Origin of the sequence: Mycobacterium sp. 141 (assembly GCF_000382405.1) — a bacterium.
Classification (GTDB): Bacteria; Actinomycetota; Actinomycetes; order Mycobacteriales; family Mycobacteriaceae; genus Mycobacterium.
The window spans coordinates 1-24,458 of sequence record NZ_KB908262.1 but is presented as its reverse complement, the minus strand read 5'-3'; the positions used below and the strand labels follow the sequence as shown (position 1 = coordinate 24,458).

At 63.5% G+C, this 24,458-nt stretch carries 22 protein-coding genes and 3 pseudogenes; 12 read left to right on the top strand and 13 right to left on the bottom strand.

What is annotated here, in order from left to right:
• Positions 1–33: 33 nt before the first annotated feature.
• The 4 genes from H276_RS0112675 to H276_RS0112660 all read right to left on the bottom strand — a co-directional run bounded on the left by H276_RS0112675 (position 34) and on the right by H276_RS0112660 (position 4,487).
• Positions 34–810, bottom strand: a complete 777-nt coding sequence (locus H276_RS0112675) for a GntR family transcriptional regulator (RefSeq protein ID WP_019971686.1) — start codon at positions 808–810, stop codon at positions 34–36.
• Positions 811–1,042: 232 nt separating this feature from the next.
• On the bottom strand, positions 1,043–2,227 hold the full coding sequence (locus tag H276_RS0112670) for an MFS transporter (RefSeq protein ID WP_036461020.1): 1,185 nt from the start codon (positions 2,225–2,227) through the stop codon (positions 1,043–1,045).
• Positions 2,228–2,373: 146 nt separating this feature from the next.
• A complete protein-coding gene (locus H276_RS0112665) occupies positions 2,374–3,453 on the bottom strand; it encodes an FAD-dependent oxidoreductase (protein ID WP_196807905.1) in 1,080 nt (359 codons plus the stop codon).
• 8 nt (positions 3,454–3,461) lie between these two features.
• On the bottom strand, positions 3,462–4,487 hold the full coding sequence (locus H276_RS0112660) for an alcohol dehydrogenase catalytic domain-containing protein (protein ID WP_019971683.1): 1,026 nt from the start codon (positions 4,485–4,487) through the stop codon (positions 3,462–3,464).
• Positions 4,488–4,797: 310 nt separating this feature from the next.
• On the opposite strand from H276_RS0112660, the gene H276_RS0112655 reads away from it, so the two are divergent.
• From H276_RS0112655 to trxA, 3 genes are all read left to right on the top strand, one after another.
• Positions 4,798–5,121, top strand: a complete 324-nt coding sequence (locus H276_RS0112655; RefSeq protein ID WP_019971682.1) for a hypothetical protein — start codon at positions 4,798–4,800, stop codon at positions 5,119–5,121.
• A 109-nt stretch (positions 5,122–5,230) separates the two neighbouring features.
• Positions 5,231–6,190 (top strand): thioredoxin-disulfide reductase, encoded by a 960-nt coding sequence (gene trxB, locus H276_RS0112650; RefSeq protein ID WP_019971681.1) that lies wholly within the window; start codon positions 5,231–5,233, stop codon positions 6,188–6,190.
• 81 nt (positions 6,191–6,271) lie between these two features.
• The gene (trxA, locus tag H276_RS0112645) at positions 6,272–6,598 is read left to right on the top strand and encodes a thioredoxin (RefSeq protein WP_026356915.1); all 327 of its coding nucleotides are present in this window, start codon (positions 6,272–6,274) and stop codon (positions 6,596–6,598) included.
• A 209-nt stretch (positions 6,599–6,807) separates the two neighbouring features.
• On the opposite strand, the gene H276_RS0112640 is transcribed toward trxA, so the two are convergent.
• Together H276_RS0112640 and H276_RS0112635 are read right to left on the bottom strand one after the other, a co-directional pair.
• The gene (locus tag H276_RS0112640; RefSeq protein ID WP_019971679.1) at positions 6,808–7,149 is read right to left on the bottom strand and encodes a carboxymuconolactone decarboxylase family protein; all 342 of its coding nucleotides are present in this window, start codon (positions 7,147–7,149) and stop codon (positions 6,808–6,810) included.
• A 91-nt stretch (positions 7,150–7,240) separates the two neighbouring features.
• Positions 7,241–7,774 (bottom strand): DinB family protein, encoded by a 534-nt coding sequence (locus tag H276_RS0112635; RefSeq protein ID WP_019971678.1) that lies wholly within the window; start codon positions 7,772–7,774, stop codon positions 7,241–7,243.
• Between the two features lie 373 nt (positions 7,775–8,147).
• On the opposite strand from H276_RS0112635, the gene H276_RS0112630 reads away from it, so the two are divergent.
• From H276_RS0112630 to H276_RS0112600, 5 genes are all read left to right on the top strand, one after another.
• Positions 8,148–9,488, top strand: coding sequence for a tetratricopeptide repeat protein (locus H276_RS0112630; protein WP_155943075.1), 1,341 nt, complete (start codon positions 8,148–8,150; stop codon positions 9,486–9,488).
• Between the two features lie 566 nt (positions 9,489–10,054).
• Entirely contained in the window at positions 10,055–10,948 is an 894-nt protein-coding gene (locus H276_RS0112620; RefSeq protein ID WP_019971675.1) for a LysR family transcriptional regulator, read from the top strand.
• Positions 10,949–11,636: 688 nt separating this feature from the next.
• On the top strand, positions 11,637–12,302 hold the full coding sequence (locus H276_RS0112610) for a GntR family transcriptional regulator (RefSeq protein ID WP_036460996.1): 666 nt from the start codon (positions 11,637–11,639) through the stop codon (positions 12,300–12,302).
• A gap of 375 nt (positions 12,303–12,677) precedes the next feature.
• On the top strand, positions 12,678–12,896 hold the full coding sequence (locus H276_RS24675) for a hypothetical protein (RefSeq protein WP_155943074.1): 219 nt from the start codon (positions 12,678–12,680) through the stop codon (positions 12,894–12,896).
• Positions 12,897–13,127: 231 nt separating this feature from the next.
• Complete coding sequence (locus H276_RS0112600) at positions 13,128–13,598, top strand: SgcJ/EcaC family oxidoreductase (protein ID WP_019971672.1); 471 nt, start codon at positions 13,128–13,130, stop codon at positions 13,596–13,598.
• A gap of 187 nt (positions 13,599–13,785) precedes the next feature.
• Here H276_RS0112600 and H276_RS0112595 read toward each other — a convergent pair whose 3' ends face one another.
• Together H276_RS0112595 and H276_RS25310 are read right to left on the bottom strand one after the other, a co-directional pair.
• On the bottom strand, positions 13,786–14,178 hold the full coding sequence (locus H276_RS0112595) for a hypothetical protein (RefSeq protein WP_019971671.1): 393 nt from the start codon (positions 14,176–14,178) through the stop codon (positions 13,786–13,788).
• 113 nt (positions 14,179–14,291) lie between these two features.
• Positions 14,292–14,444, bottom strand: a pseudogene (locus tag H276_RS25310) (serine/threonine protein kinase); the annotation flags it as partial.
• Between the two features lie 105 nt (positions 14,445–14,549).
• On the opposite strand from H276_RS25310, the pseudogene H276_RS24090 reads away from it, so the two are divergent.
• Positions 14,550–15,579, top strand: a pseudogene (locus H276_RS24090) (NAD(P)-binding protein).
• 53 nt (positions 15,580–15,632) lie between these two features.
• Positions 15,633–16,874: an HNH endonuclease signature motif containing protein gene (locus H276_RS0112585; protein ID WP_019971670.1), complete on the top strand. Its 1,242-nt coding sequence runs from the start codon at positions 15,633–15,635 to the stop codon at positions 16,872–16,874.
• A 209-nt stretch (positions 16,875–17,083) separates the two neighbouring features.
• On the opposite strand, the gene H276_RS0112580 is transcribed toward H276_RS0112585, so the two are convergent.
• From H276_RS0112580 to H276_RS22940, 4 genes and pseudogenes are all read right to left on the bottom strand, one after another.
• Positions 17,084–18,565, bottom strand: a complete 1,482-nt coding sequence (locus tag H276_RS0112580; RefSeq protein ID WP_019971669.1) for an APC family permease — start codon at positions 18,563–18,565, stop codon at positions 17,084–17,086.
• A gap of 89 nt (positions 18,566–18,654) precedes the next feature.
• Entirely contained in the window at positions 18,655–19,806 is a 1,152-nt protein-coding gene (locus H276_RS0112575; protein WP_026356914.1) for a BTAD domain-containing putative transcriptional regulator, read from the bottom strand.
• 13 nt (positions 19,807–19,819) lie between these two features.
• The gene (locus H276_RS0112570) at positions 19,820–21,625 is read right to left on the bottom strand and encodes a serine/threonine-protein kinase PknD (RefSeq protein WP_019971667.1); all 1,806 of its coding nucleotides are present in this window, start codon (positions 21,623–21,625) and stop codon (positions 19,820–19,822) included.
• A 754-nt stretch (positions 21,626–22,379) separates the two neighbouring features.
• Positions 22,380–23,306 (bottom strand): annotated as a pseudogene (locus tag H276_RS22940) (oleate hydratase); the annotation flags it as partial.
• Here H276_RS22940 and H276_RS22935 point away from each other — a divergent pair.
• Positions 23,278–24,003 (top strand): CdaR family transcriptional regulator, encoded by a 726-nt coding sequence (locus H276_RS22935; protein WP_155943073.1) that lies wholly within the window; start codon positions 23,278–23,280, stop codon positions 24,001–24,003. The pseudogene H276_RS22940 and the gene H276_RS22935 sit on opposite strands and share 29 nt — an antisense overlap.
• A 119-nt stretch (positions 24,004–24,122) precedes the next feature.
• Here the strand turns inward: H276_RS22935 and H276_RS24670 are convergent, their stop codons facing one another.
• Positions 24,123–24,266, bottom strand: coding sequence for a hypothetical protein (locus H276_RS24670; protein WP_019971663.1), 144 nt, complete (start codon positions 24,264–24,266; stop codon positions 24,123–24,125).
• A 57-nt stretch (positions 24,267–24,323) separates the two neighbouring features.
• On the opposite strand from H276_RS24670, the gene H276_RS24665 reads away from it, so the two are divergent.
• On the top strand, positions 24,324–24,458 hold a 135-nt coding region (locus tag H276_RS24665), incomplete at its 3' end, for an NAD-dependent epimerase/dehydratase family protein (protein WP_155943072.1).

The window sequence follows — 24,458 nt, the reverse complement described above, 5'->3', positions numbered from 1 at the left end:
CCTGTCGAGAACATATGGGTCGTGTGACAGCGATCACTGCATGATCTGGGTGATGTAGCCGGTTCGGGCCGAAAACTTGGCGTGCAGGGAAAACCGGTCGGCACGGATCGTCGTGATGCGCCACTCGACTGCGACGGTGCCCACTCGACCGATACGCTCGACGCGCAACACCGCAGTGTCGTCGCCGATTTCAAGGAGACGACGATGCACCGCGGTCGGAATATGCGCCCGAATGTCCTCCTGGCCGTCGGTCAGCCGGATCGCGCAACGGTGGGCTAGTTCGTTGTACAGCGATGTGTGGGAGAAGTCCGCGCCAAGCAACGGCCGAGCGATCGCGGCCGGAAGCCAGGTGCAGTCAACGGCGAGGGGAGTCCCGTCGGCCAGTCGTAAGCGTTCCAGGTAAATCAATGGCGTGGACTCCTCCAAGCCCAGCCGCACTGCTGCGTGCGCATCGTGGACTTCGTGAAGACGCAGCACAAGGCTGTGCTGGCGCAGGTGCGCGGCTTCGACAGCGTCGAACAGGCTGTAGAGCGCGCCGAGCGGCTGGGTGATTTCTTCGTGGCCACCGACGCGTGGTTGGCGGCCGCGGGCCGCGGTGACGATACCGTCCTCCCGCAGCGCGCGCAGAGCCTCCCGTACGGTTTGACGGCTGACGCCATATTCCTCGCGCAGCTGCTGCTCTCCAGGAAAAGCTTCAGCGAATTCACCGGCGTCGAGGCGGCGCAACACATCCTCGCGCAACTGCTGCCAGAGCGCCCTACCAGCGTCCCGCCGCAACGGGGACGCGGCCACCTCGCCTGCGCCTGTCACAATTCGCCCCCAAGAGCTAGGACTCTGATCGTTGTCGGGTCGTTGCCACAACGGTAATCCACCCGCCCAACACGATCGTGGTCCGTCGACCGCGACCAGTGCAGTGCGCCCTACGCGCGGTGCAGGCGCCGCACGAAGACCCTGGACAGCGCTTTGGCACGAAGCCGAACACCTCGTTGTCGTCACACCGCACCCGACTCGCCCGAGACTACGGCCGGCGACGGTCGAGCTGTCAGCCGCGGTCGTAGTGACGCATCGCCAGGGCGCCCAGAATGGGTCCGATCGCCAGAACGGTCAGCGAATACCGCCAACCGATGGTGGCCGCGAGGATCGGCACGAGATGAATGCTGGCGACGGTCAACAGGAACCCGAAGGCCATCTGGGCCGTCAGTGCTGTACCGACGAGAGTCGGGTCGGCGCTTTCGCTCAGGGCGGTCGAGAACACCCCCGAGTCAGCGATCACCGCGGCTCCCCACACGCAGGCAAACACGGCGAGCAGCGGCAGTGGCGCCGAGAACACCGCGAACGACAGCACGCAACAGACAGCGCTGATGATCATGGCGATGACGGCAGCAGCGGAGCGTCCACGGCGGTCCGCCACATAGCCGCCGGCCAAACATCCCAGGAACCCCGAGATGCCGATCGCCAGGAATGCGGTGAGGTACACCGCTGAAGTCGGTTCCGCACCGCGTGCCTGTTGACTGGCGATCAGGAACGCCGGCATCCAGGCCCACAAGGCATACAGTTCCCACATGTGGCCGAGATAGCCGAGGTTGGCCAGTCGCGGGCGACGCTGCGTGAACATTCGGATGGCATAGCCTATTTCGCGCACTGCGCCGGAGGTCTTGACATTGGGTCCGACCTTGATGAGTGACGCTGCCGTCAATGCCCCACACGCGGTGATCCCTGCCGCTACGAGCATGACCGTCTGCCATGGTAGCGGTCCGAGTCCGCGAATCAATTGCGGCAGTGACGATCCGATGGTGAGGGCGCCGATGAGCATGCCCAGCGACAACGCGCGTGTGCGCTCCGAGGCCCAACTGGTCATCAGCTTGATCCCGGTCGGGTACACGCCTGCCAAGACAAACCCAGTCGCGAACCGCAGCACCAGCGCTGCCTGAAAGGTATTGGCACACAACGGCAGTAATGCGGTGAATCCGGCCGCGAGCGCGGCACTCACGGCGAACATCGAGTTGGGGCGAAACCGGTCGGCCAAGTTCAACGCGGCAGAGCCGAACGCGCCGATGACGAAACCCACTTGAACGATCGATGTCAACGCCACAGACTCGGCCGTGCCGATGTGTAGGAAACCGGCCAGGCTGGGTCCGACCGCCGAGGCGGAGAACCAGCAGGACAAGGCGGCTACTGCCGCGACGGCGATTAGGTTGCGCTGGCGCCGCGCGCTCCCGGCGTTCACCGATGGCTCATCATCAGGAGCACCGAACGTGCGCTGCAGCATTCGTCGTCTTTCTTTCCCTAGTGTCAGCGACGGCCACCACCCGTGGTGGCGGTACGGAACTGCCTGCGCACCGGGTACTGACCGGTGGCGGACGGGATGCGTCGCTAGGAATCGGTAGAGGCGGGTACCAGCTGGCGGGTGATATGGCGTGCGGCGCGCAGGCCCGAGCGGATCGCCCCCTCAAGGTGCCCGGCGTACATGTCGGCGGTTTCCGTTGAGGCCCAATGGATTCTTCCGAGGGCCGGCTGGTGGAAGGCGCGGGCACCGTAAGTGTGAGTGCCGGCATTGTGGGCCGGCTGGGCCGGGGTGGTGAATTGTTCGCGACTCCAGTCGATGATGTGGGTTTGGCGAACTCGGGTGGCGGCAACGCCGAACAGGCGGACCAACTGTTGGCCGAATACGCAGTCGATGGTGTCGGCGTCGACGCCGCGGAAGTGTTGAGCCGGGGCGAAGGCGAACAGCGCCGGCGGATTACCATCTGAGCCGCTGTGGTCATGGAATTCGCGGAACGGGCCGCGGTAGCTGATGGCCGACCCGGACAGCCGATCGGTGCGCCAGAATGCCTCATCGTAGATGGCCACGGCTTTGACCATGTCGCCCATCCACACCGCAGTCGCCGCGGCGGTGCTGCGCAGCTGCGTGGGCAATTGCGGTGTGAACGTGATCGATTCAACGGCCAGCGCTGGGGGGACGGCCAGGACGAGGTGCTCTGCGCTCACCGTCATCGTGGGTGTCTCGACGAGGACACCGTCACCGGTGACGGTGACACCGAGGACGGGATGGTTGAGCAGAACTGCGGCTGAGCCCACTCGGTCTGCCAGCCGGCGTGCCAGCGTGTGAGCCCCGGTCGTGAACCGCGCGGCGGGCATGTCGATCGGATTTCCATCGATGCGCCGGACGAAGTCGGGCGTATCGGGTTCGAAGAGCGCATCACCGGCCAAGTACTGCTCGAAGGTGGCGACGCCGAGCTCGTCGGTGAGCGATCGGATGAGAGGTTCGTTGGGCCAGAACCAGGTGGCACCGAGATCGACACCGCCTGCCGCAGAATCGACGCTGAGGGCGCGGCCGCCGACACGAGAGCGCCCCTCCAGCACCATGACTGAGTGGGCTGCCGAGGTCAACGCGTCAGCAGCGGCGAGTCCGGAAATCCCTGCACCGACAACAACTACCTCGCAGTGAGCCACGTCCGGGCTCATCGTGGCGGCGGCCCGACGAGCACGATGCGGAAACGTGGTTTGCCGCTGCGCAGGCGGTCGACGGCTTGGCCTGCCGCCTGCAGCGGCATCCGTTCGATCAAGGGCCGGACACCGTTGATGTGGGCAAAACGCATCGCTTCCTCGGTGTCTGCGGGGCTGCCGGTGAGATGGCCGGTAATCACTTGGGAATTCATCACCAGCTGAGCGGCGGGAATCTGCAGTGATCCACCGTCGACTCCGATCAGGGTCAGCCGGCCGTGCACACGCAGGCCCTGAATGAGCTCGGCGACCGGCTCGGTCGTGGGCACCGTGCTGATTATCAAATCCGCGCCCCCGCTGGCGTGTAACGCCGCACCGGGGGCGGTTGCTTGGCTGTCGATATAGCTGCACGCGCCGAGCTGCCGAGCGATGTCGGCCCGTTCCGGGCCGCGGGCGATCGCGCAGACGTCATAGCCCATCGCCGCGGCGAACTGCACAGCCAGGTGGCCGAGACCACCGAGGCCGAACACCGCGACGCGCCCGCCGGCGCCGATATTGGCCTGTCGGATCGCGTTGAACGTGGTGACGCCCGCGCAGCCCATCGGAGCTGCCTCATCCAGATCCAACCCGTCAGGAATCCGCGCCAACGCGTCGGCCGGGACCGTGATGGACTCGGCCCAGCCGCCCGGATACGAAAGGCCGGGTATTTTCCGCTCCGGGCAATGGACGACATCACCCCGGCGGCAAAAGCCGCAGTGACCGCAACTGCCCCCGAACCACCCCACAGCCACTCGGTCGCCTGTCACCCACCCGTCGACACCCTCGCCGACTTCGGCGATCACACCGGCAACTTCGTGGCCGGGTGTCACCGGCAGTTGAGCGCCGCCGCCGGCCTTCGCCGTGCCGATATCAGCGTTGCAGACACCGCAGGCAGCAACCGCCACACGCACCCAGCCGCGCTGCGGTGAGGTGAGCGTGACACGGTGCGGCTCAAGCGGCCCGCCTGGGGCGTCGACACGCATCACAACAGCACTGCTGACCATCCGGCAGCACCCTTCTGTCCCATGCGGGAGCATTATCGACAAAGGACCTGATAGCGAGTAAGCCTAGGGGTCGGGCGGGCGTCAAGGTAGGTGCGGTACACGAATCAAGCAATAACGAATATGAATGATTGAGCACTGGCTGCAACAGCACCCGCCTCGCCATGCACTACGTTTGATCAACAGTCCCTCAAATAGCTGGCTATCGCGTCGCTCTGCGATAGGCGCAACCAACGGGGGCATATCGGCAATTGATATCCCCATTCAGGTGGAGTGTCTACCCGGGCACACGACCCTCCCATAACGTTTGCATGTGGCAAAACCTTGCCATCTGCAGAAAATCAGGGAGATCTACATGGCCTATCTGGAAATCACGCTGACGATCGACGACGCGGACCGCGCGACCGCCGCCGGCGTCTACCAACGCTACAAGCAGCCGTTCTTGGACACGATTGACGGCGCCACGAGCAAAGAGCTGCTGGTCCGTGACGATGACGTCCAGGTGTTGCACGGCTTCGATACGGCAGAACAGGCGCAGGCCTACCTGTCTTCGGAGCTGTTCACCAAGGATGTCGTGGGCGAGCTGGGCCCTCTGCTCAAGGCGGACCCCGAGGTCCGGGTCTACACCACGGCCTAAACGCCGCGATGGCCTGCGGGCGCGGGGCGGTGAGCCGGGCCGTCCCGGGTTGTGCCTCCCGGCGGCCGCAGCAACGGCGGTTTACGCACACGACAGAAAGAGTTCGGGTATGAGACAGATAATCATCGTCGGGTCTGGTCCCGCCGGGTACGCCGCGGCCATCTACGCCGCGCGCGCTGACCTGGAACCGTTGGTGGTGGCCTCGGCGGTCGAGGCTGGGGGCGAGTTGATGAAGACGACTGAGGTGGAGAACTTTCCCGGGTTCCCCGAGGGCATCATGGGGCCCGAGCTCATGGACCAGATGCAGGCGCAGGCGCAGCGATTCGGCGCCGAGATCCTGTACGACGACGTCACTGAGGTGTCCTTGCAGGGGCCGGTCAAAACCGTGACGGTCGGTTCAGGTGCGACCTATGAGGCGCCTGCGGTCATCATCGCGACCGGCTCGGCGTACCGCTCGCTGGGCTTGGACGACGAGCGCCGGCTGTCCGGACACGGCGTGTCGTGGTGTGCCACCTGCGACGGCGCCTTCTTCCGCGACCAGCCGGTCGCGGTTATCGGCGGCGGCGACTCGGCCATGGAAGAGGCGCTGTTTCTGACCAGGTTCGCCTCGCAGGTGTACGTCGTGCACCGGCGAGATACCCTGCGGGCGTCGAAGATCATGCAGCAGCGGGCATTGGCCAACGAGAAGATCGCCTTCGTTTGGAACAGCGCGGTCACCGGCATCTCCGGGAAATCTCGGGTCGAGGGCATTCATTTGAGGGACACCGTGACCGGCGACGAGCGCCGTCTGGCGGTCGGCGGGGTGTTCGTGGCCATCGGTAACGACCCCCGGGTGCACTTGGTACACGGTCAGCTGGACCTGACCATCGACGGCACGATTGCCGTGCGGGGCCGCAGCTCCCGGACGAACCTTGCCGGCGTTTTCGCCGCTGGCGATGTCATCGATCCGCACTACCGGCAGGCGATCACCGCCGCGGGATCGGGAGCCGTCGCCGCGCTTGACGCTGAACAGTATCTGGCGGCGCTCGACGACGCTACTGACAACGCTCTGCAACCTGCGACGACCTGACCACCGCGCCAAACCGCACACCAATGAATAGCGCTGTGCCGCAGCATCGCTCGTAACCACAGTGGGAACGTAAGGAGAACCATGTCCCCAGCACGTGCTGTTTCTGAAGCTGAATTTGACGCCGAGGTGTTGACCTCTGATAAGCCAGTTCTCGTCGATTTCTGGGCCGCGTGGTGCCCGCCGTGTCGGGCGTTGGGACCCATCATCGACGCCGTTGCCTCCGAATACGCTGACAAGCTCGCGGTCGTCAAGGTCAATGTCGACGAGAATCCTTCGATGGGTGCGCGGTTTCAGATCACGACGATTCCGACGGTGAAGGTCTTCCGCAAGGGACAGATCATCAAGTCGATCAGTGGTGCGCTGTCCAAGCAGGCGCTCGAGGCGCACCTGCGCGATGTGCTCACCTGAGCCGTCACGCACTTGGACATCCCCGAACGTATTCGAGGTCGAATCTGCCGCGGGCATAAGGGAAAAAGCCAACAACGGCCCTCGTCAGAACAGTAACGCGTTCTGGCGAGAGCCGTTGTTGACGTTGCGGACGCCCCTACGATGACGGTGGGCTCGGTTGCCCACAGCTAGGGGTGCGGGCAACCGAGCGGTCCGGGGCAGCTCGACAGCTACGCCTGTTCGTCGTCCTGGTGGAAGAACTTCATGGCCATGAATCCGTGTCCGTAGCTGCCGCCGGCGCGCAGCGCGGCTGCGATCATGATGGTTTCGGCCAGTTCCTTCTCGGTCGCGCCGAGTCGCCGAGCGGCTTTCGCGTGAGTTTCGATGCAGTACGCACACTGGGTGACCAAGGTAACGGCGACGGCGATCAGCTCGGCATACTTGGGTGGGATCTCGTTGTCGGGGTTGCGCATAACGTGCTCGTCCCATTCCATGTAGGCCTTGAAGGCCTCCGGGATGGAGGTGCGGATGTTGCGCGCGTACTTGACGTCAGTGTGTTCGTGGTAGCACATGGCTTCTCCTGGTGATTCGTTGTGTTTTTACGAGGGCAGCAGTTTGGGCGGTCGTTCTTGTTGCACCGCAGTTGTGTACAGGCGAGTCAGGTCAGATCGGCGGTGCCAAGACAAGGTAGCCGTCGACGCGGGTGACACTGTCTGTATCCGGATCTGGAGGAAGCTCCTGGCCCAACGCTTGCGTCCGGACCTCTCCGATCCATTGATCGTGTTGGTATTCGTGGTTGATCAATGCAGTCATCAAGTGTGTCGCAACGATGGTCATCTGATCCGGGGATTTCACGCGTCTAGCAGCGATGTCCTCCATACGGGCATGAACCCGCGCGGCCACCGCACTGCGAAACCGCGCTATCCTCTCAACCGCTGGTAGGGCGCCCCGAAACTGTTCCGGCTGAGCGGAATCCATCACCGCGTCCAGTTCGGGGTCAGGCGAGGGTTCCGCGGCGGTCAGGTTGCGCACCATGAAGTGCGCCACATGCGCTTGATGCCCAAGATGCCAGCCGATCGCACTCGAATTCTCATGTGGCCGCCAAATCACCTCGTCGGCGGACAGATCGCGCCACAGGTCGTCGGTATACGCACGGGCGCGGTCGTATTCACGCAGCAAGTCGGCGACCGCGACCATTGCCTTCACATCCTCTTCGCGTCTACCGAGGGCTACCGTCGGCCCTCTCATTGCCAAGACCACCGTAGAGCGGTGTCGAATACCTGCAGTAGAGGCGATTTGAATATCGCACCATAACGAGGAGTTATGGACTTCGTTGCGGACTCCGCGACCGATGTGCGACGCTCATCGTCGTAGAGGCAGCACCGCCGATATCGGTTCGGCGCGGGCAAACCGTCGAGCGACTCGGCCGCGGGAGCCAACTGCCCGCCACAGGCGACCAACGCTGCGGCCGCTGCAATGTCGACCCGCCTTCAATCGAAACAAATCCTGGTGGTGACACTCGTTGAATGGAAAGGTGATTCAGCTGTTACGTGATGCGCACGGACTTGACGTGACCGGCTCGGCATCCAGCGTGCAGGTCCTCGACACGGTCATCGTCGATTACTGCAGTTGGCGGGGCGCACCCGCGCAGGCACTGCGTGACGCAGCGTCAGCTGACCCCGGCTTCTCTCTCGGCAACAGTATGGCCGCCAGCATGCTGATGCTCGGCGGGAACCCGGGAATCAACAGTCAAGTGACTGAGGCGATCTCGGCCGCCGAGGTGACTGCGCAAGCGGCGACAGTACGTGAGCGCATGCATCTGGAAGCCGCACGCGCACTGTCTGCGGGGAAGATGCACAAGGCCACCGACATCTGGGAATCGATTCTGCTCGAAAATCCCCGTGACGCGCTGGCCGGCCGATTCGCTCAGGAGGCGTACCTGTATCTGGGTGAGTCTCAGAAGATTCGCGATTCGGTAGCGCGGACGCTGCCGTTCTGGAGCTCTTCGGATGCTTTCTACGGTCGGATCTTGGGCCAATATGCGTTCGGGCTCGAAGAAGCCGGCGACCTGCGCCGCGCCGAAGACATGGCACGCGGCGCGATCGCACTCGACCCCGAAGACGGCTGGGCCGTCCATGCACTGGCTCACGTGTTGGAGGACGAATGCCGCCACGAAGAGGGTATTGATTTCCTCAAAGGTGCCCAGCCGGGGTGGAGCAGATCGCACAATCTTGCCGTCCACAACGGATGGCACCTGGCGCTCTATCTCATCGAGAACAGCCGATTCGATGAGGCGCTGGCCGGTTACGACAAATTTGTGCAACCGTTGGTCGCCCAGAACGACCTTCTGGCCATGATCGACGGCACGGCGATGTTGTGGCGGGTGGAGTTGGCGGGTGCTTCCGTCGGAGACCGGTGGGCGCAGTTGAGTCGGGCCTGGATGGCCCGGGTTGACGATCATGTGTTGGCGTTCAACGACCTTCACCTGGCCATCAGCGTCGCCCGGGGAGGGAGTGCCGGCGACCTCGCACGGGTGCGCGACTCACTGGACCGATTTGAACGCGAGGGCGTCGGCGACAACCATGACATCACCGTGAGTATCGGCAGGCGTCTCATCGACGGCGCACTCGCATTCGCCGAGGGCAATTACGCGGTGGCGGTGGACAGGCTTCTTCCTGTCCGCTACCGGGTCATCCGGATCGGCGCCTCCCACGCGCAGCGAGACATCCTGGCGCAAACGGTGCTCGTCGCCGCCGAACGCGCCTCCCTGACCGATCTGTGGAGATCGCTACTCAATGAACGGTATGCGTTGCGCCCCACCCCGCTGACCGAGGCCTACATGCAGCGGTTGTCGAATGCGTTGACGGCCAGTCACGCAACCGGCGTCCCGGCAGCAGCGGTCCGCGTCTAGTACCGACCCACGCAACCGGTTGACGGGGTGCGATCGCCCAGATGCTGGCCGCTGAAGGAGCGTCGGTCATTGTGCACGGCCGCAACGAAAGCCGCACCAGAGATGTCGCCGCCGCCATTCGCAGTGCAGGCTCGCGATACAACCCGGTCCTGTCCAACCGCGCTACAGCGCAGCACTGGCTGCTCGCCACAACCTTGCGACTTCGCTGGCTCGGGACCTGGCCGGCAGGGGAGTGACCTCGAACACCGTTCCCCGGCATCATCCTCACCGAACCCTTCCGCCGGATGGCGATAGAGATTGCCGCCCAACGTGGTTGGGTCCACGACTGGGACGCGATCGAGCACCGCGCATCAGTAGAGTGGTATCCCAATGACATTGGCCGCTTCGCCCGGCCCGAAGAGATTGCCGCGGCGATTGTCTATCTTGCAAGCACGCACGCGACTACATCAACGATGCAACCATCTGTGTCGACGGAGGAACCCTGGGCAACGTGTGACCCCCGCCCCGCGCGCTGGGTGCTGGCACTGAAGGTCTAACCATCGTCGCTGTCGCGATAAACTACGGTAATGACAGAGCGCCTCAGCCTAGAGGGTCTGCGATACGTTCAGGCGGTCTCGGAGACCAAGTCCTTCAGCGCAGCAGCCCGCGCATACGGTGTAACGCAGCCGGCGTTGTCGAACGGAATCGCCAAACTCGAAGAGCGGCTGGGCGAACGGCTTTTCGACCGCTCGCCCCGCGGGGTGACCCTCACCGCGTTCGGCGAGAAGATCGTGCCCCTGATCGAACGTGCGCTATGGGAACTGGACGCCATCGTCTCCGAGGCACGACGGCTCACCCGGACCCCAGAGCGTGACAGCATCCGGATGGGTCTGTCGCCCTTGATCAACCCAGCCTTGGTTGCCCGCGCTTTTGCCGGTGTGTGCGGGCTCGACCATCCCCGCCAACTTGTGCTGCTCGAGGCAGACATGACCGAACTGCGCGAGGGGCTGCTCAGCGGTGAGCTCGACGTCATCCTGATACCGTCCGTAGAACCGTTGCCCCGCTTCGAACATCGGATCATCGATTCGGAACCGGTAGTCCTTGTCAGCCCAAAGGAATCTCGCCAAAAAGCCAACGCTGCCCCCGTTGAACTCACCGAGGCAGCCGGTGGCCCATTCATCGTGGTACCGAACACCTGCGGATTGCGCCAGTTCACTGAACAGTTGTTCGAGGCGCAGGGACTGGACCTGCACACCTACCCCGGTGCCGCCACCAGCTACAGCGTCCTCGAACAGTGGGCGGGTTTGGGTTTGGGCTTAGCCATCCTGCCGAAATCGAAGATCACGTCCTCCGACACCGTCCATCGAGCCCTATTCGAAGACGGTCAGGAAGTCGAGATCTTCTACGAGGCGGTGTGGCATCCCGAATCACCGATCGCCGCTGCGATCGAATGTCTCACCACAAGCCTCACACACGCTTGACTCATTCACAATCGCTATGATCCAACGTGCCGCGAACAGCAAGGGCCCTCGCAGACATAAGGTGCTGGGGTCCCGAGGAGCGTAACGCCCAGGTCGCCAGATCGGGTGGATGCTGGCGTGGCGGCACAGAATTTGCCCAGCGCCATTAACTCCGCTTTCCATGCGGGCAATCGCCTTGCTGGTTCACTGAAAAGCGTTAGACTGCAGCGTCTTTAGATGAACAGCGCGACCACTGGTCGTTACGGCTCGGTGCCGAAAGCACCCCGGGTGGCTCCCGATGCGCTTGCCACCTGTCAGTTGTAGTCAGGCGGACTCAGTGCAGCAGCGCACTTCGCGGAATGCGCGTTCATCCCGACACCGTGCGTCGCATGGCGGAACGCCAGATTCATGCACACCTGGTCATACACCGGATCTGGACCAGTTTCCGCAAGTGTCGCGCCAACCGCAGATGCCTCTGGGAATGGCACGAGGCTGACGGCCAGCGCAACCCACACCGCCGCTAGATCGCGACCGCCCGACCGGATCGTTGTACCTAGTCCCCTTCTCATCACGTTTCGCTTCATAAAGCTAGGATACAAGATGCATCCAACAAATGGAATCGCGATATTCACCCCTATTGGTCGGCTGTGATTTGCGTTTTATCCCTTTAAAACTGGACGTTGTACGCCTGAGGGGACAAAATGTATCCATGGCGGACACTGGGAGTGCTACACGGCGCGCTTACGATGCGATACTCGACGGCATTCTCCGGGGGAATTACGAACCCGGCACGATGCTCGGAGAAGCCGGGCTAGCAGCAGAGATCGGGGTGAGCCGAACACCCGTGCGCACGGCGCTGGCTCTCCTTCAAGATGAAGGATGGATCACGGTCTATCCCAAGCGCGGAGCGTTGGTCCGCGGCCTGAGCGCCCGGGATGTCAGGGACCTCGCCGATGCACGCCTGATCATCGAAAGCACTGCGGTACAACGTGCCACATCCGTGGCACATGATGCGCTGGTTAGCCGGCTCAGCGCCCAAATCCACCGGCAACGAGCCAGCCTTGCCGATCGCGATGCTGTCGGCTTCATCGAACTCACGATCGAATTCCACCGGGCGTTCGTCGAAGCGGGCGACAACCGCGTGATGTTGGAACTGTACGACAAGGTCGGCGACCGCCAGCGCTTCCTACTCTTGAGCTACGGCGAGACTCTTCTCACCCGGTGCGAGGCGATCATCGCCGAACACCACACAATGGTCGAAAAAATAAAGGCACACGATACCGGCGGATTCGCTGAACTCTTGCGGACACACCTCTCGGACACCTACCACTCCGAACTCCACGAGGTATGCCAAAACCTCCCCGCCTCCTCGTAGTGTCCAGACGCCTGGCTGAGTGAATCGCCTGGTTCTGTCGGGGACTGTCGTTCGGACGCCCGGTGATCGTACTAGCTGATCCGAACCGCGGGTTGATTAGTGGGTGGCTACATTGGCGAGCGGTTCGGGTGCGCCGGTGCGCGGCACCGCCGCGCTCGTGCGCCAGTTTAAGTAGTCGCCGAGGTATTTAAACTGGTTGCAGTTGATGCCTTTTCGAGGGGTGCCGTTCTATCTGTGCGCTCTCGATGCGCACTTGCTGTCGCCCGTCACTCCAGATGACGAGCACGCCAACGCGTTGCCACCGAGCTCATCGCCAACCTCGAACCGGGCACGTTCTCGGAGAGCACCGGATCGGCACTGGCCAGCGTGACTGGCGTGGATGAGTTGACACTCGACCCGGCGGCGCAGGTCCCGTGCTTTGCCGCGGCGGTCCCCGGGAAATACATCCTGCAAAACTTCTCCACCGGCGGCATGGAGAGCGGCGCCCCGGGCTGTGACGGGCTCGTCGTGCTACCCCACCTGCAGGATCTACAATCGGCCCTTCGCGAACTACGTGCGCCTGCAGGACATCTTGCAGCCCATGTTCGTCAATGACTTGGTGTGATATCCGGCCCGTCGGTAGCGTCGTCCGCGATCCCAGGCCGTATCGCCATGTGCGGCAGTCACCCACGATCCGCCAGTGGCGCACCAAATCCGTTGGGGCACTGTTTATCCCAGTGTTCTATGCCACGCCCGCATCAGCTGCGAGCGTCGCCTCAACGCGACCAACCTCGCCGAGCAGCACAACCCCCAATTATCCTTTTGAGTGTGTACTAGCCTGTGGGGATGCGCACAGCGCTCGTCTCAGTGGTCATGCTGGTTGCCATGGTGACAGCCTGCGACAACCGGGCCGCGCCCCGGCATGATCCCGCCGCCGACCGGGCGGCCATCGAAGCCGCACTACGGCAATGGCCGCACGACTTCAACGACCGCCACCTGTCGGCGGTGTGCGGGCTGTTCGCCGATGACGTCGTGCTGGCCTACCCGCAAAGCCGCGACCGCGACCACCGCGCATTCTGCGACCAGATGCAGAACCTGTTTGCCGATCCCGCCAGGCGCTACACCTACGCCGAACCTGAGATTTCCGAGATTCTCGTCGACGGGGACCTGGCCGCCGTCCGCCTGATCTGGCCGCTCACCGTCACCGATACCACCGGCAAGACGCTGGAAACCACCCGCGAGGATGGGGTCGACATCTTCCAGCGCCAACCCGACGGTGCTTGGAAAATCCGCATCTCACACGCCTTCCCGCAATAGCCGTTGCCTTGACACTCGAGCGGAGCGGGCGCACGTCGTAGGAAGAGCCGAATCCCTGCGTCTACAGATTTCAGATTCGTATCAACATGTTTCAGATGCCGGATCACCCACATTGTGCACTGCGCCCGACGGGGCGAAAGTGTGGCAGACGGTCCCAAAACGCTTTACAGGCCATAGGCACGAACGTCTAACCTCGTCCGTGCACCGTGTCCGTGTGTCCGATGGATGACGGAGGCTGTCCAGGCTCCGGCCGCGTCTCGTTGCCGCCCTTATGCCCCTGACCATTGTGGTCACTGTGCGGCGCGGGGTCGTGCGGAAACAGGACGTGGACCTTGGTCGCGGCGCTGCCCGGTGCGGACACGCCGGTGACGTTCGGACCCCGGGTCGCGCTCTCCAACTCGTTAGCGACCCGCCCGGCGTCTTCGACGGACGGTCCGGCGGTCCCCTTCATAGCCGTTCCATCCACGGTCACGGTCGTCTCGGGCGCGGCGCTGGCCGGTGCGGCAAAGACGGCCCCGCCGAGGGCGGCGAGCCCGAACGTGAAGATTGCTGCGGTGCTGGCGATGCGGGTCTTGATCATTGGAGTTCCTTTTCCTCGTAAGCCACCTGGTGTGGCTGGTTGAGAAAAAGAATCGAGCGGGACCCTCAACGGATCCTCAATGGCGAATAACGGGCTAGTTGCCTGCAAGTTTGATCTATATCGCCGAAATCGTGGATCGGAATCACGTGAGGATCAGTCAGTTGCGCTACCGCCTGGCACTCCCGCCGGAACCGTTCGCGCAGACCTTTGTCATCGGCGGAATGTTCGGGCAGTACCTTCAGTGCCGCCACCCGGTCGGACGGCGAACAGACCGCACTTGCGCCGAGCTTGCATTGAGGTTCCGTTGAGGACCAGCCACAAGCATTGAGGCAACCGTCAAAACTATTGACGCTCAATCGAAGGAATGCACGATGACCGATTTGCCTGTCGTTGTGATTGGAGCGGGACCGCAGGGGCTCGCGGCAGCAGCTCATCTGCTGGAACAGGGATTGGAGCCCGTGGTCATCGAAGCCGGCGACGGCCCCGGGGCCGCCGTAGCGCAGTGGGGTCACGTACGCATGTTCTCGCCGTCGCCCGAATTGGTGGACGAGGCGGCGGTACGACTGCTGGCTCCCACGGGTTGGGTCCCACCGGCATCTGGGTATCCGACCGGCGGCGAATGGCACGACGGATATCTGGTGCCGCTGGGCGAACGCGTGCGGTATGTCCAGCGAGTGACCGGTGTCTCGCGTCAGGGACACGACCGGGTGCTGACGCCGGGCCGCCGACACGCGCCGTTCATCGTTCATGTCATGGGCTGGCCGGCACGTCGTCGTGGTCGGAAGTGGGCATTCTGCGATGACTGCGCTCATCGGTCTTGTCGAGACGGTGCGCCGCGAGCCGACGACACGGGTGACATGGGCGCTTCGCCGCGGCGCGTCGGGCGGACCCGCTGATTCCGTTCTCCCCCAGCGAGATGCGTTGCGCACCCGGGTTCACGCCGCGGTCGACGAAGGGCTGTTGAGCGTGGTGACAGGGTTTCGCACCGACCGCGTCGACGTCGACGGCACGCAGGTGGTTCTTGTCGGGGAGGACGGATGTTCCCTTCCTGCGGCCGATGTGGTCTTGGCACTCAACGGCTTTCGACCGAACCTGTCGATCCTGTCCGAACTGCGTTTGGCGCTCGACCTGGTATTGCAGGCCCCAATCAGACTGGCTTCGCAGATCGACCCGAACGTGCATACCTGCGGAAGCGTGCTACCGCATGGCGTCGCGGAACTCTCACATCCGGACGAGCCTGGTATGTACGTGGTCGGCATGAAGTCCTACGGGCGCGCACCAACCTTCTTGGCGCTCACCGGGTACGAGCAAGTGCGTAGCGTCACCGCGGAAATCGCCGGCGACCACGAGGCCGCTCGCCGCGTCGAACTCGTCGTACCCGGGGCCTCATTGCACTCGTAGCATCAGAACTCGCGCAGCCGAGACTTGTCGTACCCCACTGCAATGATGTCGTTATGTCCGTGACGGCAACCTCTGACGCGGTAGTCAGTCCTAAAGAGCGTCTCGAGGCGTTGTTCGAGGAGCTGGCGGAGTTGGCCGGTCAGCGCAATGCGATTGATGGGCGCATCGTGGAGCTCGTGGGCGAGCTGGACCACGGCAACCTCTGCGGTATGACCGCGGCGCGGTCGGTGGCGGCTGTGGTGGCGTGGAAACTCGGTGTCTCCTCGACGAACGCCGCCACCATCGCCACCATCGCCCACCGGGTCGCGGAGTTTCCTCGCTGCACACAAGCGTTGCGGGAGGGCCGGTTGTCACTGGATCAGGTCGGTGTCATCGCCGAACGAGCCGCCGACGGCTCCGATGAACACTACGCACAGCAGGCCGCCGTTGCGACGGTCAGACAGCTGCGCAAAGCGATCAAACTCGAACCCCGCCCCGACCACGCTCCCCGGCCAGAACCGCAGCGCAAGATCACCAAAACCTCGGGCGATGATACGACTACCTGGAGGATCACCCTTCCCCACGACGAAGCAGCCACCTTCGATGCCGCACTACAGTCGCACCTCGATGCCCTGGTCGTCGAATACAAACGCGACCACGACAACCACGCCACAGACAGCGTCCCACCTCTCCCGAACACCACCGACGCGTTCATGCGCCTGGTCGAGGCCGGCTGGGACTCCGAAGTTGCGTGCCGCCCCCACGGTCAACGCACCGCCGTGGTCGTCCACCTCGACGTCGAAAAGCGCACCGGGGAACTACATCTGGGCCCTCTTCTTACGCAGGCCGAACGGCAGTACCTGACCTGTGATGCCACCTGTGAGGTCTGGTTTGAACGCGACGGTCAACCCATCGGTGCGGGCCGCACCACCCGCACCATCAACCGGCGGCTGCGCCGCGCACTTGAACACCGCGACGCCACGTGCGCAGTGCCCGGCTGCGGCGCGACCCGCGGACTGCATGCCCACCACATCCACCACTGGGAAGACGGCGGCCCCACCGAACTACACAATCTTGTCCTGCTCTGCCCGCACCACCATCGGGCACACCACCGCGGCGACATCACCATCAGCGGACCTGCCGACCACCTCATCGTCACCGACAGTAACGGTCGAGCACTGCACGCGGGGTCGCTGGCCCGCCCACCAACCACACCCCCACCCGATGTCCCATCATGCCCCGGACCCGCCGGCGAACGCGCCGACTGGTGGTGGTATCAACCTTTCCAACCGAAATCCCCGCCGTCCGACAACTAGGCACTGGGGCAGGTCAGAATTCAATGCGTGGCAGAAAGCGTTGCAGCGCGCCATGTTGCCATCGACCTGCTCGCAAGCCGGGATGAGGTTCGACGAACTTTCGCTGATGCGGACGGTCTACTGGTTATCGCTGTGGCGCAGTGCATTTCCCCAAGAAAAAGCCCGAACCCTCAGCGAGGGTTCGGGCAATTCCTGTCCGGACGGACCAGCTAGCAGCAGACCAGTTCCTTCTCCTTCGACGGCGTCTCCTGCTCGTCCTCGGTGAGGGCGGCACCCACTGCTTGACCGGGCTCGTGCTCGAGCACATGTCGCTGGAAAACCAGGAGGTAGGCGAGGTACATGCCGCCGACGAGCAGCATCCCGACGACGATCAGGATCGGGACAATGGACGGCGAGGTCACGATCGACACGAATGCGGCGAACACGAGCCAGAGAAGCGCGGTGACTGCGACGGGCAGTTCGAAGCGGCCGAGGTTGAAGGCTCCCTCAGTGCGCTCGAGCTTGCCTCGCACCACTAAGTACAGGCCGACAGTCATGCCGTAGGGAATGTTGACGATAATCGCGCCAGCGAGGATCAGCTGCATCATGACGCCGTCGCTCAACCCCGTGATCAGCGCGACGCCGAGCCCGAGTTGAAGAAGGGTCGCTTGAATCGGCGTGTGCGTGTGGGGATTCACCCGCTTGAAGACGCGGTGTGCGGGAAAGCGATCGTCGCGTGCCATTGCGTAGATCATCCGAGAAGTCCCAGCCATGGCCAGGACTGCGCCGCCAAAGAACGCGATGGCGATCACGACCAGGAAGGGCCGCTCCAGTCCGGGACCGAACTGCTGATTCATGATCTCGGCGACGGGCGAAGCGCTGTGCGATACCGCACCCATGTCCTTGATCGAGACGGTCAGCGCGACGACGAACAGTGTTCCCAAGATCGCTGCGGCGACGACGGATCCGACGATCGCCCGAGGAATAGAGCGGAACGGATCCTTGGCTTCCTCTGCCATATTCGCCGCGGCATCGAAGCCGAGGAGCGTCGACAGGCCCATGATCATCGCGGCCATCAGCCCACCGCCGATCGCGTAGTAGTTCGGTGCGCCCGCAGCGATGCCCTGCGACACCAGATTCTCCGTTGAGCCGTGGCCGGTGAGCACGACGGCGATAACCAATGCGACGCCAAGTACCACCACGATGATCAGTTCGATGCCCACCGAAAGCGAGTTCATCCAGCCCACGACCCTCATCGACATGATCACGATGACGGCTTGGACAACGAGCAGCACGATCGTGATGACCTTTGCGGTGTGCGCATTGGGCGCCATGTTGAACAACGGCATCAGAACTTGGCTGGCTAACACGTTGTCGACCGCAGGTGCGCTGATCGCGACGTTGCACGTCGTGACCCAGCCGAACATCCAGCCGATCTTCGGATTGGCCAGCCTCGATGCCCACTGGTAGGACGAGCCGGTGAGCGGGATGCGGGCCGCGAATTGCGCGTACACCAACGCGACGAGGATCTGGCCGACGGCAACGACCGGAAACAGCCAGATTCCGACCGGGCCGGAGCTCTGTAGGACGTTGCCGAACGTCGAGAAGATGCCGATGATGACGGAAACTGATGCGAACGAGATCGCGAACACTTGGAAAGACCCGAGCGATCTTTTGAGTTCGGGCTTGTACCCGAAGTTGTCGGTGCTCATGTGGAGTCCTTTTCTCGAAGCCTGTGGGCTGGTCGAGAAAAAGGATCGGACGGGATCCTCAACGGATCCTCAACGCCGAAATTGCGAGGTCAGGCTGGCTCGGCCGGCGCGATTTCGAAGGTGAATGTGTAGCCGGCTATGCGGATGACGTCGCCATCGGCCAGCGTCGCACTGCCGCGGACGCGCTGGCCCCCCACCACGATGCCGTTGCCCGAGCGCAGGTCGTTGATCACAAAGCTGGCTCCGGTGTCGATGATCGTCGCGTGGTAGCGGCTCACCTTCGGGTCGTCGATCACGACGCTGTTGTCGGCGCGCCGGCCGATCCCGGTGACCACCGTTTCGAGCGGATAGTAGCGGCCGCCGGCGTCGCGCAGCTGTGCACGGTTCGATGAGGGCGCCGGGTTCACCGTCGAGGTGTGGAGCTCGAGCATGGTGGCGACTTCGGACGCGTCGTTTTGGGCGATCTGTTGGACGTCCAATCGCTCCTGTCGCAGGATCCGCTGCTGCAGCGCACGCACGGTGGGTCCGGGTTCGATGCCCAGATCCTCTGACAACGTGGATCGAAGTCGCCGGTATGCGTCGAGGGCGTCGGTTTGTCGTTCGGTCAGGTAGTAGGCGGTGATCAACTGGGCCCACAGCGGTTCCCGATAGGGGTCCGCGGTGACCAGTTCCTCGAGTTCGCTGATCACTGAACCTGCCCGCCCACAAGCGATTTCGGCTTCGGCACGCAGCGCGTGGGCGGTCATCTTGTCCTCGACAAGGGCAGCGGCGAACGGTTCGACGAACCTGAACTCACGTAGATCGTCCAGGACCGGGCCGCGCCATTGCGCCAACGCCGCCGACAGACGGTCGCTGGCTAGTGGGAAACGACCTGCGGCGGCGGCTTGCACGCCAGCGGCCTTTTCGGTGTTGAACCGGCCCAGGTCGCAGGCGGGGTCGGGCACGTTGAGCTGGTAGCCCGGCCGCGCACTGGCCAATATGGTCTTGGGATCGCTCCCGGATGAGCCGAGGATCTTGCGCAGGTTTGCGATATAGACGTGCAGATTGTGGATCGCGTCGGCTTGTGGCGAGTCGTCCCAGATCGTGTCGATGATCGAGTCCCTCGACACGGGCCGATTGCGACTTATCAGCAGTAGCGCCAGCACGCCACTCTGCTTGGGCGTACCCAACGGCACCGACTCGCGGTTGACGCTCACCTGCAGCGGACCGAGGACGCCAAAATCTAGACCCGATAGGACCACGACGTCATTGTGACTAGCTGACCGGGAGTTTCACCACGGGGGTAGCTCCCACATCGGTCACGTAGACGTCGCCTATCCCGTCGACTGCCACACCCTGGGGATCGTTGAGGCCGGTGAAGGGCAGCGGTATCGCACCCGGCGCGTCGGGCCGCAGCTGAAGCACTCCGGCGTTCCCGCGATCGGTGATGTAGACGTTGTGGCGGGCATCGATCGCTATGCCCTGGGGATCATTGAGGCTGGCGAACGGTAGCACCGTCGGCGCGGCCGCGCCCGCGGCCAGCTGTAGCACGCGATTGTTGCCGGTGTCGGTAACGACGACATCACCCACTGCGTCGACGGCAACGCCGCGCGGATCGTTGAGACCGGTGAACGGCAGCGCCGTCGGAGTAGCCGAACCCTTGTCCAGCCGCAACACCCGATCGTTGCCGCGATCGGTGACAAAAACATCGCCCGCGGCATTCACCGCCACACCGCGCGGATCGTTGAGCCCGATGAAGGGCAAAGGCGTTGCGGCCGGCGCTCCTGCCGCCAGTCGCAGCACCCGGTCGTTGCCCGAGTCGGCGACGAAGACGTCGCCCGCCGAATCGACTGCCACATCCCGCGGGTTCTTCAAGCCGCTGAAGGGCAGCGTGTCCGCTGTCTCCCTGCCGGCCAACAGCCGGAGCACTCGGTCGGTACCGATGTCGGTGACGTAGACGTCGCCGGTCCCATCGACCGCGACACCGGTGGCGAGATGCACGTCGACGAATCCCAGCGGCGTCTGCGCCGAGAAGCCCTGCGTGGTCGGCACTTTGGACGTGCCGCCCTTGTCGGACGACAGCCGGCCGTCGATGATCAGCGCCGCCGTGATGGCAACAGCCGCGCCGATCGCCGCGGCGATCCACTTGATTGCAGTACCGGGCAATCGCTTTCGTTGCTGTTTTGACTCCGCTGCTTCGGGGGTGTCGACCACCTGATCGTCCACTGCGACGCGAGCGGCCGCAGCCAGGTCTTGGACGGTCTGGTAGCGATCGTCTGGGTTCTTGGCCATTCCCTTGGCGATGACGGCATCGAACGCGGCCGGCACGCCGGGCTTGGTCACGCTGGGTTTCGGCGGTGGGGTGTGGAGGTGGTGGGCGATCATGCCCTGCACACCGATGTCACTGCTGAACGGCGGCTGACCGGTCAGGCATTCGTACAGCACGCAAGTCAGCGCGTACACATCAACGCGGGAATGGGTTTTGATCGCAGCGCCGATGGCCTCCGGGGCCATATAGGCTGCGGTACCGATGGTTTGGCCGGCCTTGGTTAGCGTGAGGTCTTCCGAGGCGTGGGCGATCCCGAAGTCGATCAAGTACGCGAAGTCGTTGGCGGACACCAAAACATTGGAGGGTTTGACGTCGCGGTGCACCAGCCCGACGTCGTGGGCTGCCTGAAGTGCGCCGGCGATCTGAGCGACGATCGCCACCGCACGCCGCGGCAGCATGGCGCCTTCTTGTTTGATCAGCGTGCGGAGGTCGATGCCGTCGACCAGGCGCATGTTCAGATAGAGCCGACCGTTGATGTCGCCGAAGTCGTGGATCGGAATCACGTGCGGCTCGGTCAGCTGTGCCACCGCCTGGCATTCGCGCCGGAAGCGTTCGCGCGGCTCCTCGTCATCGGCGGAATTCTCGGGCAGTACTTTCAGCGCCACCACTCGGTTGGTCTGTGTGTCACGCGCTCGCCACACCTGTCCCATACCGCCCGCACCCAGCAGAGACAGCAGTTCGTAGCGGCCGAACTCTCCCGCCGGCCCTGGTTCTTCAGTGGCGTCACCGTCGTCGATCACTGTGTCATCCATGGTCTAGCGCCCCCACGCATTCATTTAAGCAAGCCGAGGGCACATGGAGGCTCCAATTAGGGTGTCAGTGCGCCCCGGCCGCTGACAGCACCCAACGCGTAGTCGTCCGACAACGGTCGATCGACGGGATGACATCCCACCGCGACACGCACGCGCAGTGACCGATGAACACCGGCTGCCGAGGAAGAATGATTTCCGCCGGGCATCGACGCCTCGGCTTATTGCACGTAAAAGGAGTGCCGTTATGGCAGCGAAAAAGACCTTGACGGACGCGGGGACGGCAAAGCCACCCGCCCGCCGCGCACCCTCGAAGAGGACTGCGGCGCCGGACAGCAAGCCGGCGGCGAGGGCGAAGAAGCCGACCGCCAGCAGGGCGACGGTGAACGCCAAATTGCCAGACTTCACCCACGAGATGATTGCCGAACGCGCCTACCACATCTCACTTTCGGAAGTACGTGGGACAGATGAGGAGAATTGGCACCGAGCCGAGGCGGAGCTGCGACAGGGCGCTGGCGTCTGACGCGAACGCCTCAGCTGCACCGATACGAGGCCAGAACGCGCAACTCGTAGCACCGCCATCCGCCGCTCCGGCGGCACTCTGACCGTTACATCGTCAAGGCGGGGTGACAACGCCTCTACCGGTGCGGTCGGTGAAAGCACGCGTGCTCCGATCATCGAAATGGATCGAGGATCGGAGCAGCACGGCATAGATGGAGGGAGCTGGCACCGCATGGTGCGAGTTCTCGGCGAGCCGCTACTCCGCGAGCAGGCCGTGCTGAACCAGCAGTGTGCCGACTTCGTTGTCGGTCACTTTGGCCATCATCCGCTTGCGCAGAATCTCGGGCACCGGTAGGTGCATCTCCTCCCCGTCGCGCAGATGCAGTGACGCCTCGATGAGCTTGCGTACGTCGTAGGTGGATCCGAAGGGCTCGGGTACGCCCCGTTCGATATTCAGCAACCGATACGCGGCCTCCATGCCCGTTCGCACCGAATACTCGGTGGTGAAGATACAGTCCCGGCTGGTCTCGGCGAACTGTCCGATGAACGCGAAGTTCACCGCCTTCTCGGGCACCACGTCGGGGCGGTCACCGGCCTGGCGCGGCATGAAGAACGAAGTGACATACGGCATCATCACCGGCACCGCTTTGGCCGCGTTGGCGGCCAGGTCGGCAATGTCCGCTTCGGGTACCCCGAGGTGGTAGAGCCACTCCTGGGTGATCTCCTCACCGGTGCACTCCTGCATCGGTTTCTTGACGTAGTCGCCGGGCACGTCGACGAGCAACGCGTACACCCAGACCACGATCTGGTCTTTGGGCTGCTGTTTGAAGTGTGGCTGGCGGTTGACCGTCCAGCTCATCAACCACTTCGAGTCACGTACCGTGACGATACCGCCGGTAACCACCTTGCCGCTGAACGGATCTCGTTTGCAGATCTTCTGAATGTATTCCGGGATACGGTGATCCAAGGTGGTGACGGTGGCCGACTCCCATTTGGTCTTGGGAATGTCGCCGCCGAACACGTCGGGGTGCCCGAATGACGGATCCTTGGCCGCGATCCTGCGCCACAAATCCCAGGCGGGCGCCGGTCCGGTGTTGAGTTTGGCCGGGGTGTGATGATCGCCGTTGTCGGAGTTCTCCGTCAGCGAGCCGATAGTGGCAAGCACCAAGCCATCCGGCCCGAGCGCGTTGCTCCAGGGTCGGTCCCTGGGGGAGTACAGCCTGTGGGATGTTGCGGCGCTGCTGGGGTTGCCCGCCCGCGGCCCCTATATTGTGGTCGTCGCAAGATTGCCGAACATCGGCCAGCACGCACTTCGCAGCGCCGCGGGCATGTTGCGTAACTTAGACGTGCACTCCGCGTGGCGGCTGCTTCCCGATCTCCAGATAGGTATTGCCCACCTGCCCTCCAGCGCGTTGCTCGCCCGCGTCGTCGAGCTGCTGGGACAGGTGACGACCACTGATATCGGTGTCAGCCCGATTTTCAACGATCTCGCCGACACGGCGACCTCGCTGCGCTACGCCCGGGTGGCGCTCGACGCGCCGACCAGGCGGGATGGCAGGGTGCGGCTGTTCGATGATTCCGTACTGGGTATCGCTGCGGTCAGCGCGCCGGAGGTAACCCACAAGCTCTCCGAGATCATCCTGGGCCCTTTCGGTTCGCTGCCCAGCGACGAACGACTCACCCTGAGCGAGACCTTCGCGGCCTGGCTCGATCATGGCGGCTCAATCTCGGAGACCGCGGATGCCATGCTCTGCCATCCCAATACCGTGCGGAACCGGTTGCGGCGCATAGAGGAACGCACGGGTCGCTCCCTGACCGTGCCGCGCGAACTCGCCGAACTGTGTCTCGCGTTCGAGATAGCCGAACGCACCGCCACGTGAGGCCAACAGGTAGTGCGTCATGTTCTCGTTTGAGAACACTTGCACCACAGTAGGTTTCGACGATCGAGGATCGAACCTTTCGGCGAGGGCGGTTCGGTTCCAAGTCCGGCAACGCGACGCTACTCAGCGGATAGGCAGTCAAGTTCGACGGTGCCGAGGTCCAGTTCATCCCCATGCCAGAACTGGGCGGCGTAAGCATCGACATTCTGAGTGAGTACGACATCGAAGATGACCGGATCGCAGCGCGGAGGTTCTTTTCGCATCTTGTGGTGTGGTGTGCGACGTAGTCTGGGTTTCCGTTGTTTGGGTTGGTGGTGTGGATGGAAGGTGTTGGCAGGGTGAAGGTGACGGTGTTGGGGGCGAGTGGTCTTATCGGGAGTCTGTTGGTTGATCTTTTGGTTCGGGAAGGCGAGGAGGTGGTGGGGGCGTCGCGGCGCTCGGGGGTGGATGTGTGT

Excerpts from the sequence above, each read along its gene's own strand:
- H276_RS0112570 (WP_019971667.1), bottom strand. The coding sequence starts at position 21,625 with ATGGATGACACAGTGATCGACGACGGTGACGCCACTGAAGAACCAGGG.
- H276_RS0112595 (WP_019971671.1), bottom strand. The coding sequence starts at position 14,178 with ATGATCAAGACCCGCATCGCCAGCACCGCAGCAATCTTCACGTTCGGG.
- trxA (WP_026356915.1), top strand. The coding sequence starts at position 6,272 with ATGTCCCCAGCACGTGCTGTTTCTGAAGCTGAATTTGACGCCGAGGTG.
- H276_RS0112640 (WP_019971679.1), bottom strand. The coding sequence starts at position 7,149 with ATGTGCTACCACGAACACACTGACGTCAAGTACGCGCGCAACATCCGC.
- H276_RS24670 (WP_019971663.1), bottom strand. The coding sequence starts at position 24,266 with ATGCGAAAAGAACCTCCGCGCTGCGATCCGGTCATCTTCGATGTCGTA.
- H276_RS0112610 (WP_036460996.1), top strand. The coding sequence starts at position 11,637 with ATGGCGGACACTGGGAGTGCTACACGGCGCGCTTACGATGCGATACTC.
- H276_RS0112620 (WP_019971675.1), top strand. The coding sequence starts at position 10,055 with ATGACAGAGCGCCTCAGCCTAGAGGGTCTGCGATACGTTCAGGCGGTC.
- H276_RS0112600 (WP_019971672.1), top strand. The coding sequence starts at position 13,128 with ATGCGCACAGCGCTCGTCTCAGTGGTCATGCTGGTTGCCATGGTGACA.
- H276_RS0112660 (WP_019971683.1), bottom strand. The coding sequence starts at position 4,487 with ATGGTCAGCAGTGCTGTTGTGATGCGTGTCGACGCCCCAGGCGGGCCG.
- H276_RS0112580 (WP_019971669.1), bottom strand. The coding sequence starts at position 18,565 with ATGAGCACCGACAACTTCGGGTACAAGCCCGAACTCAAAAGATCGCTC.
- H276_RS0112635 (WP_019971678.1), bottom strand. The coding sequence starts at position 7,774 with ATGGTCGCGGTCGCCGACTTGCTGCGTGAATACGACCGCGCCCGTGCG.
- H276_RS0112585 (WP_019971670.1), top strand. The coding sequence starts at position 15,633 with ATGTCCGTGACGGCAACCTCTGACGCGGTAGTCAGTCCTAAAGAGCGT.
- trxB (WP_019971681.1), top strand. The coding sequence starts at position 5,231 with ATGAGACAGATAATCATCGTCGGGTCTGGTCCCGCCGGGTACGCCGCG.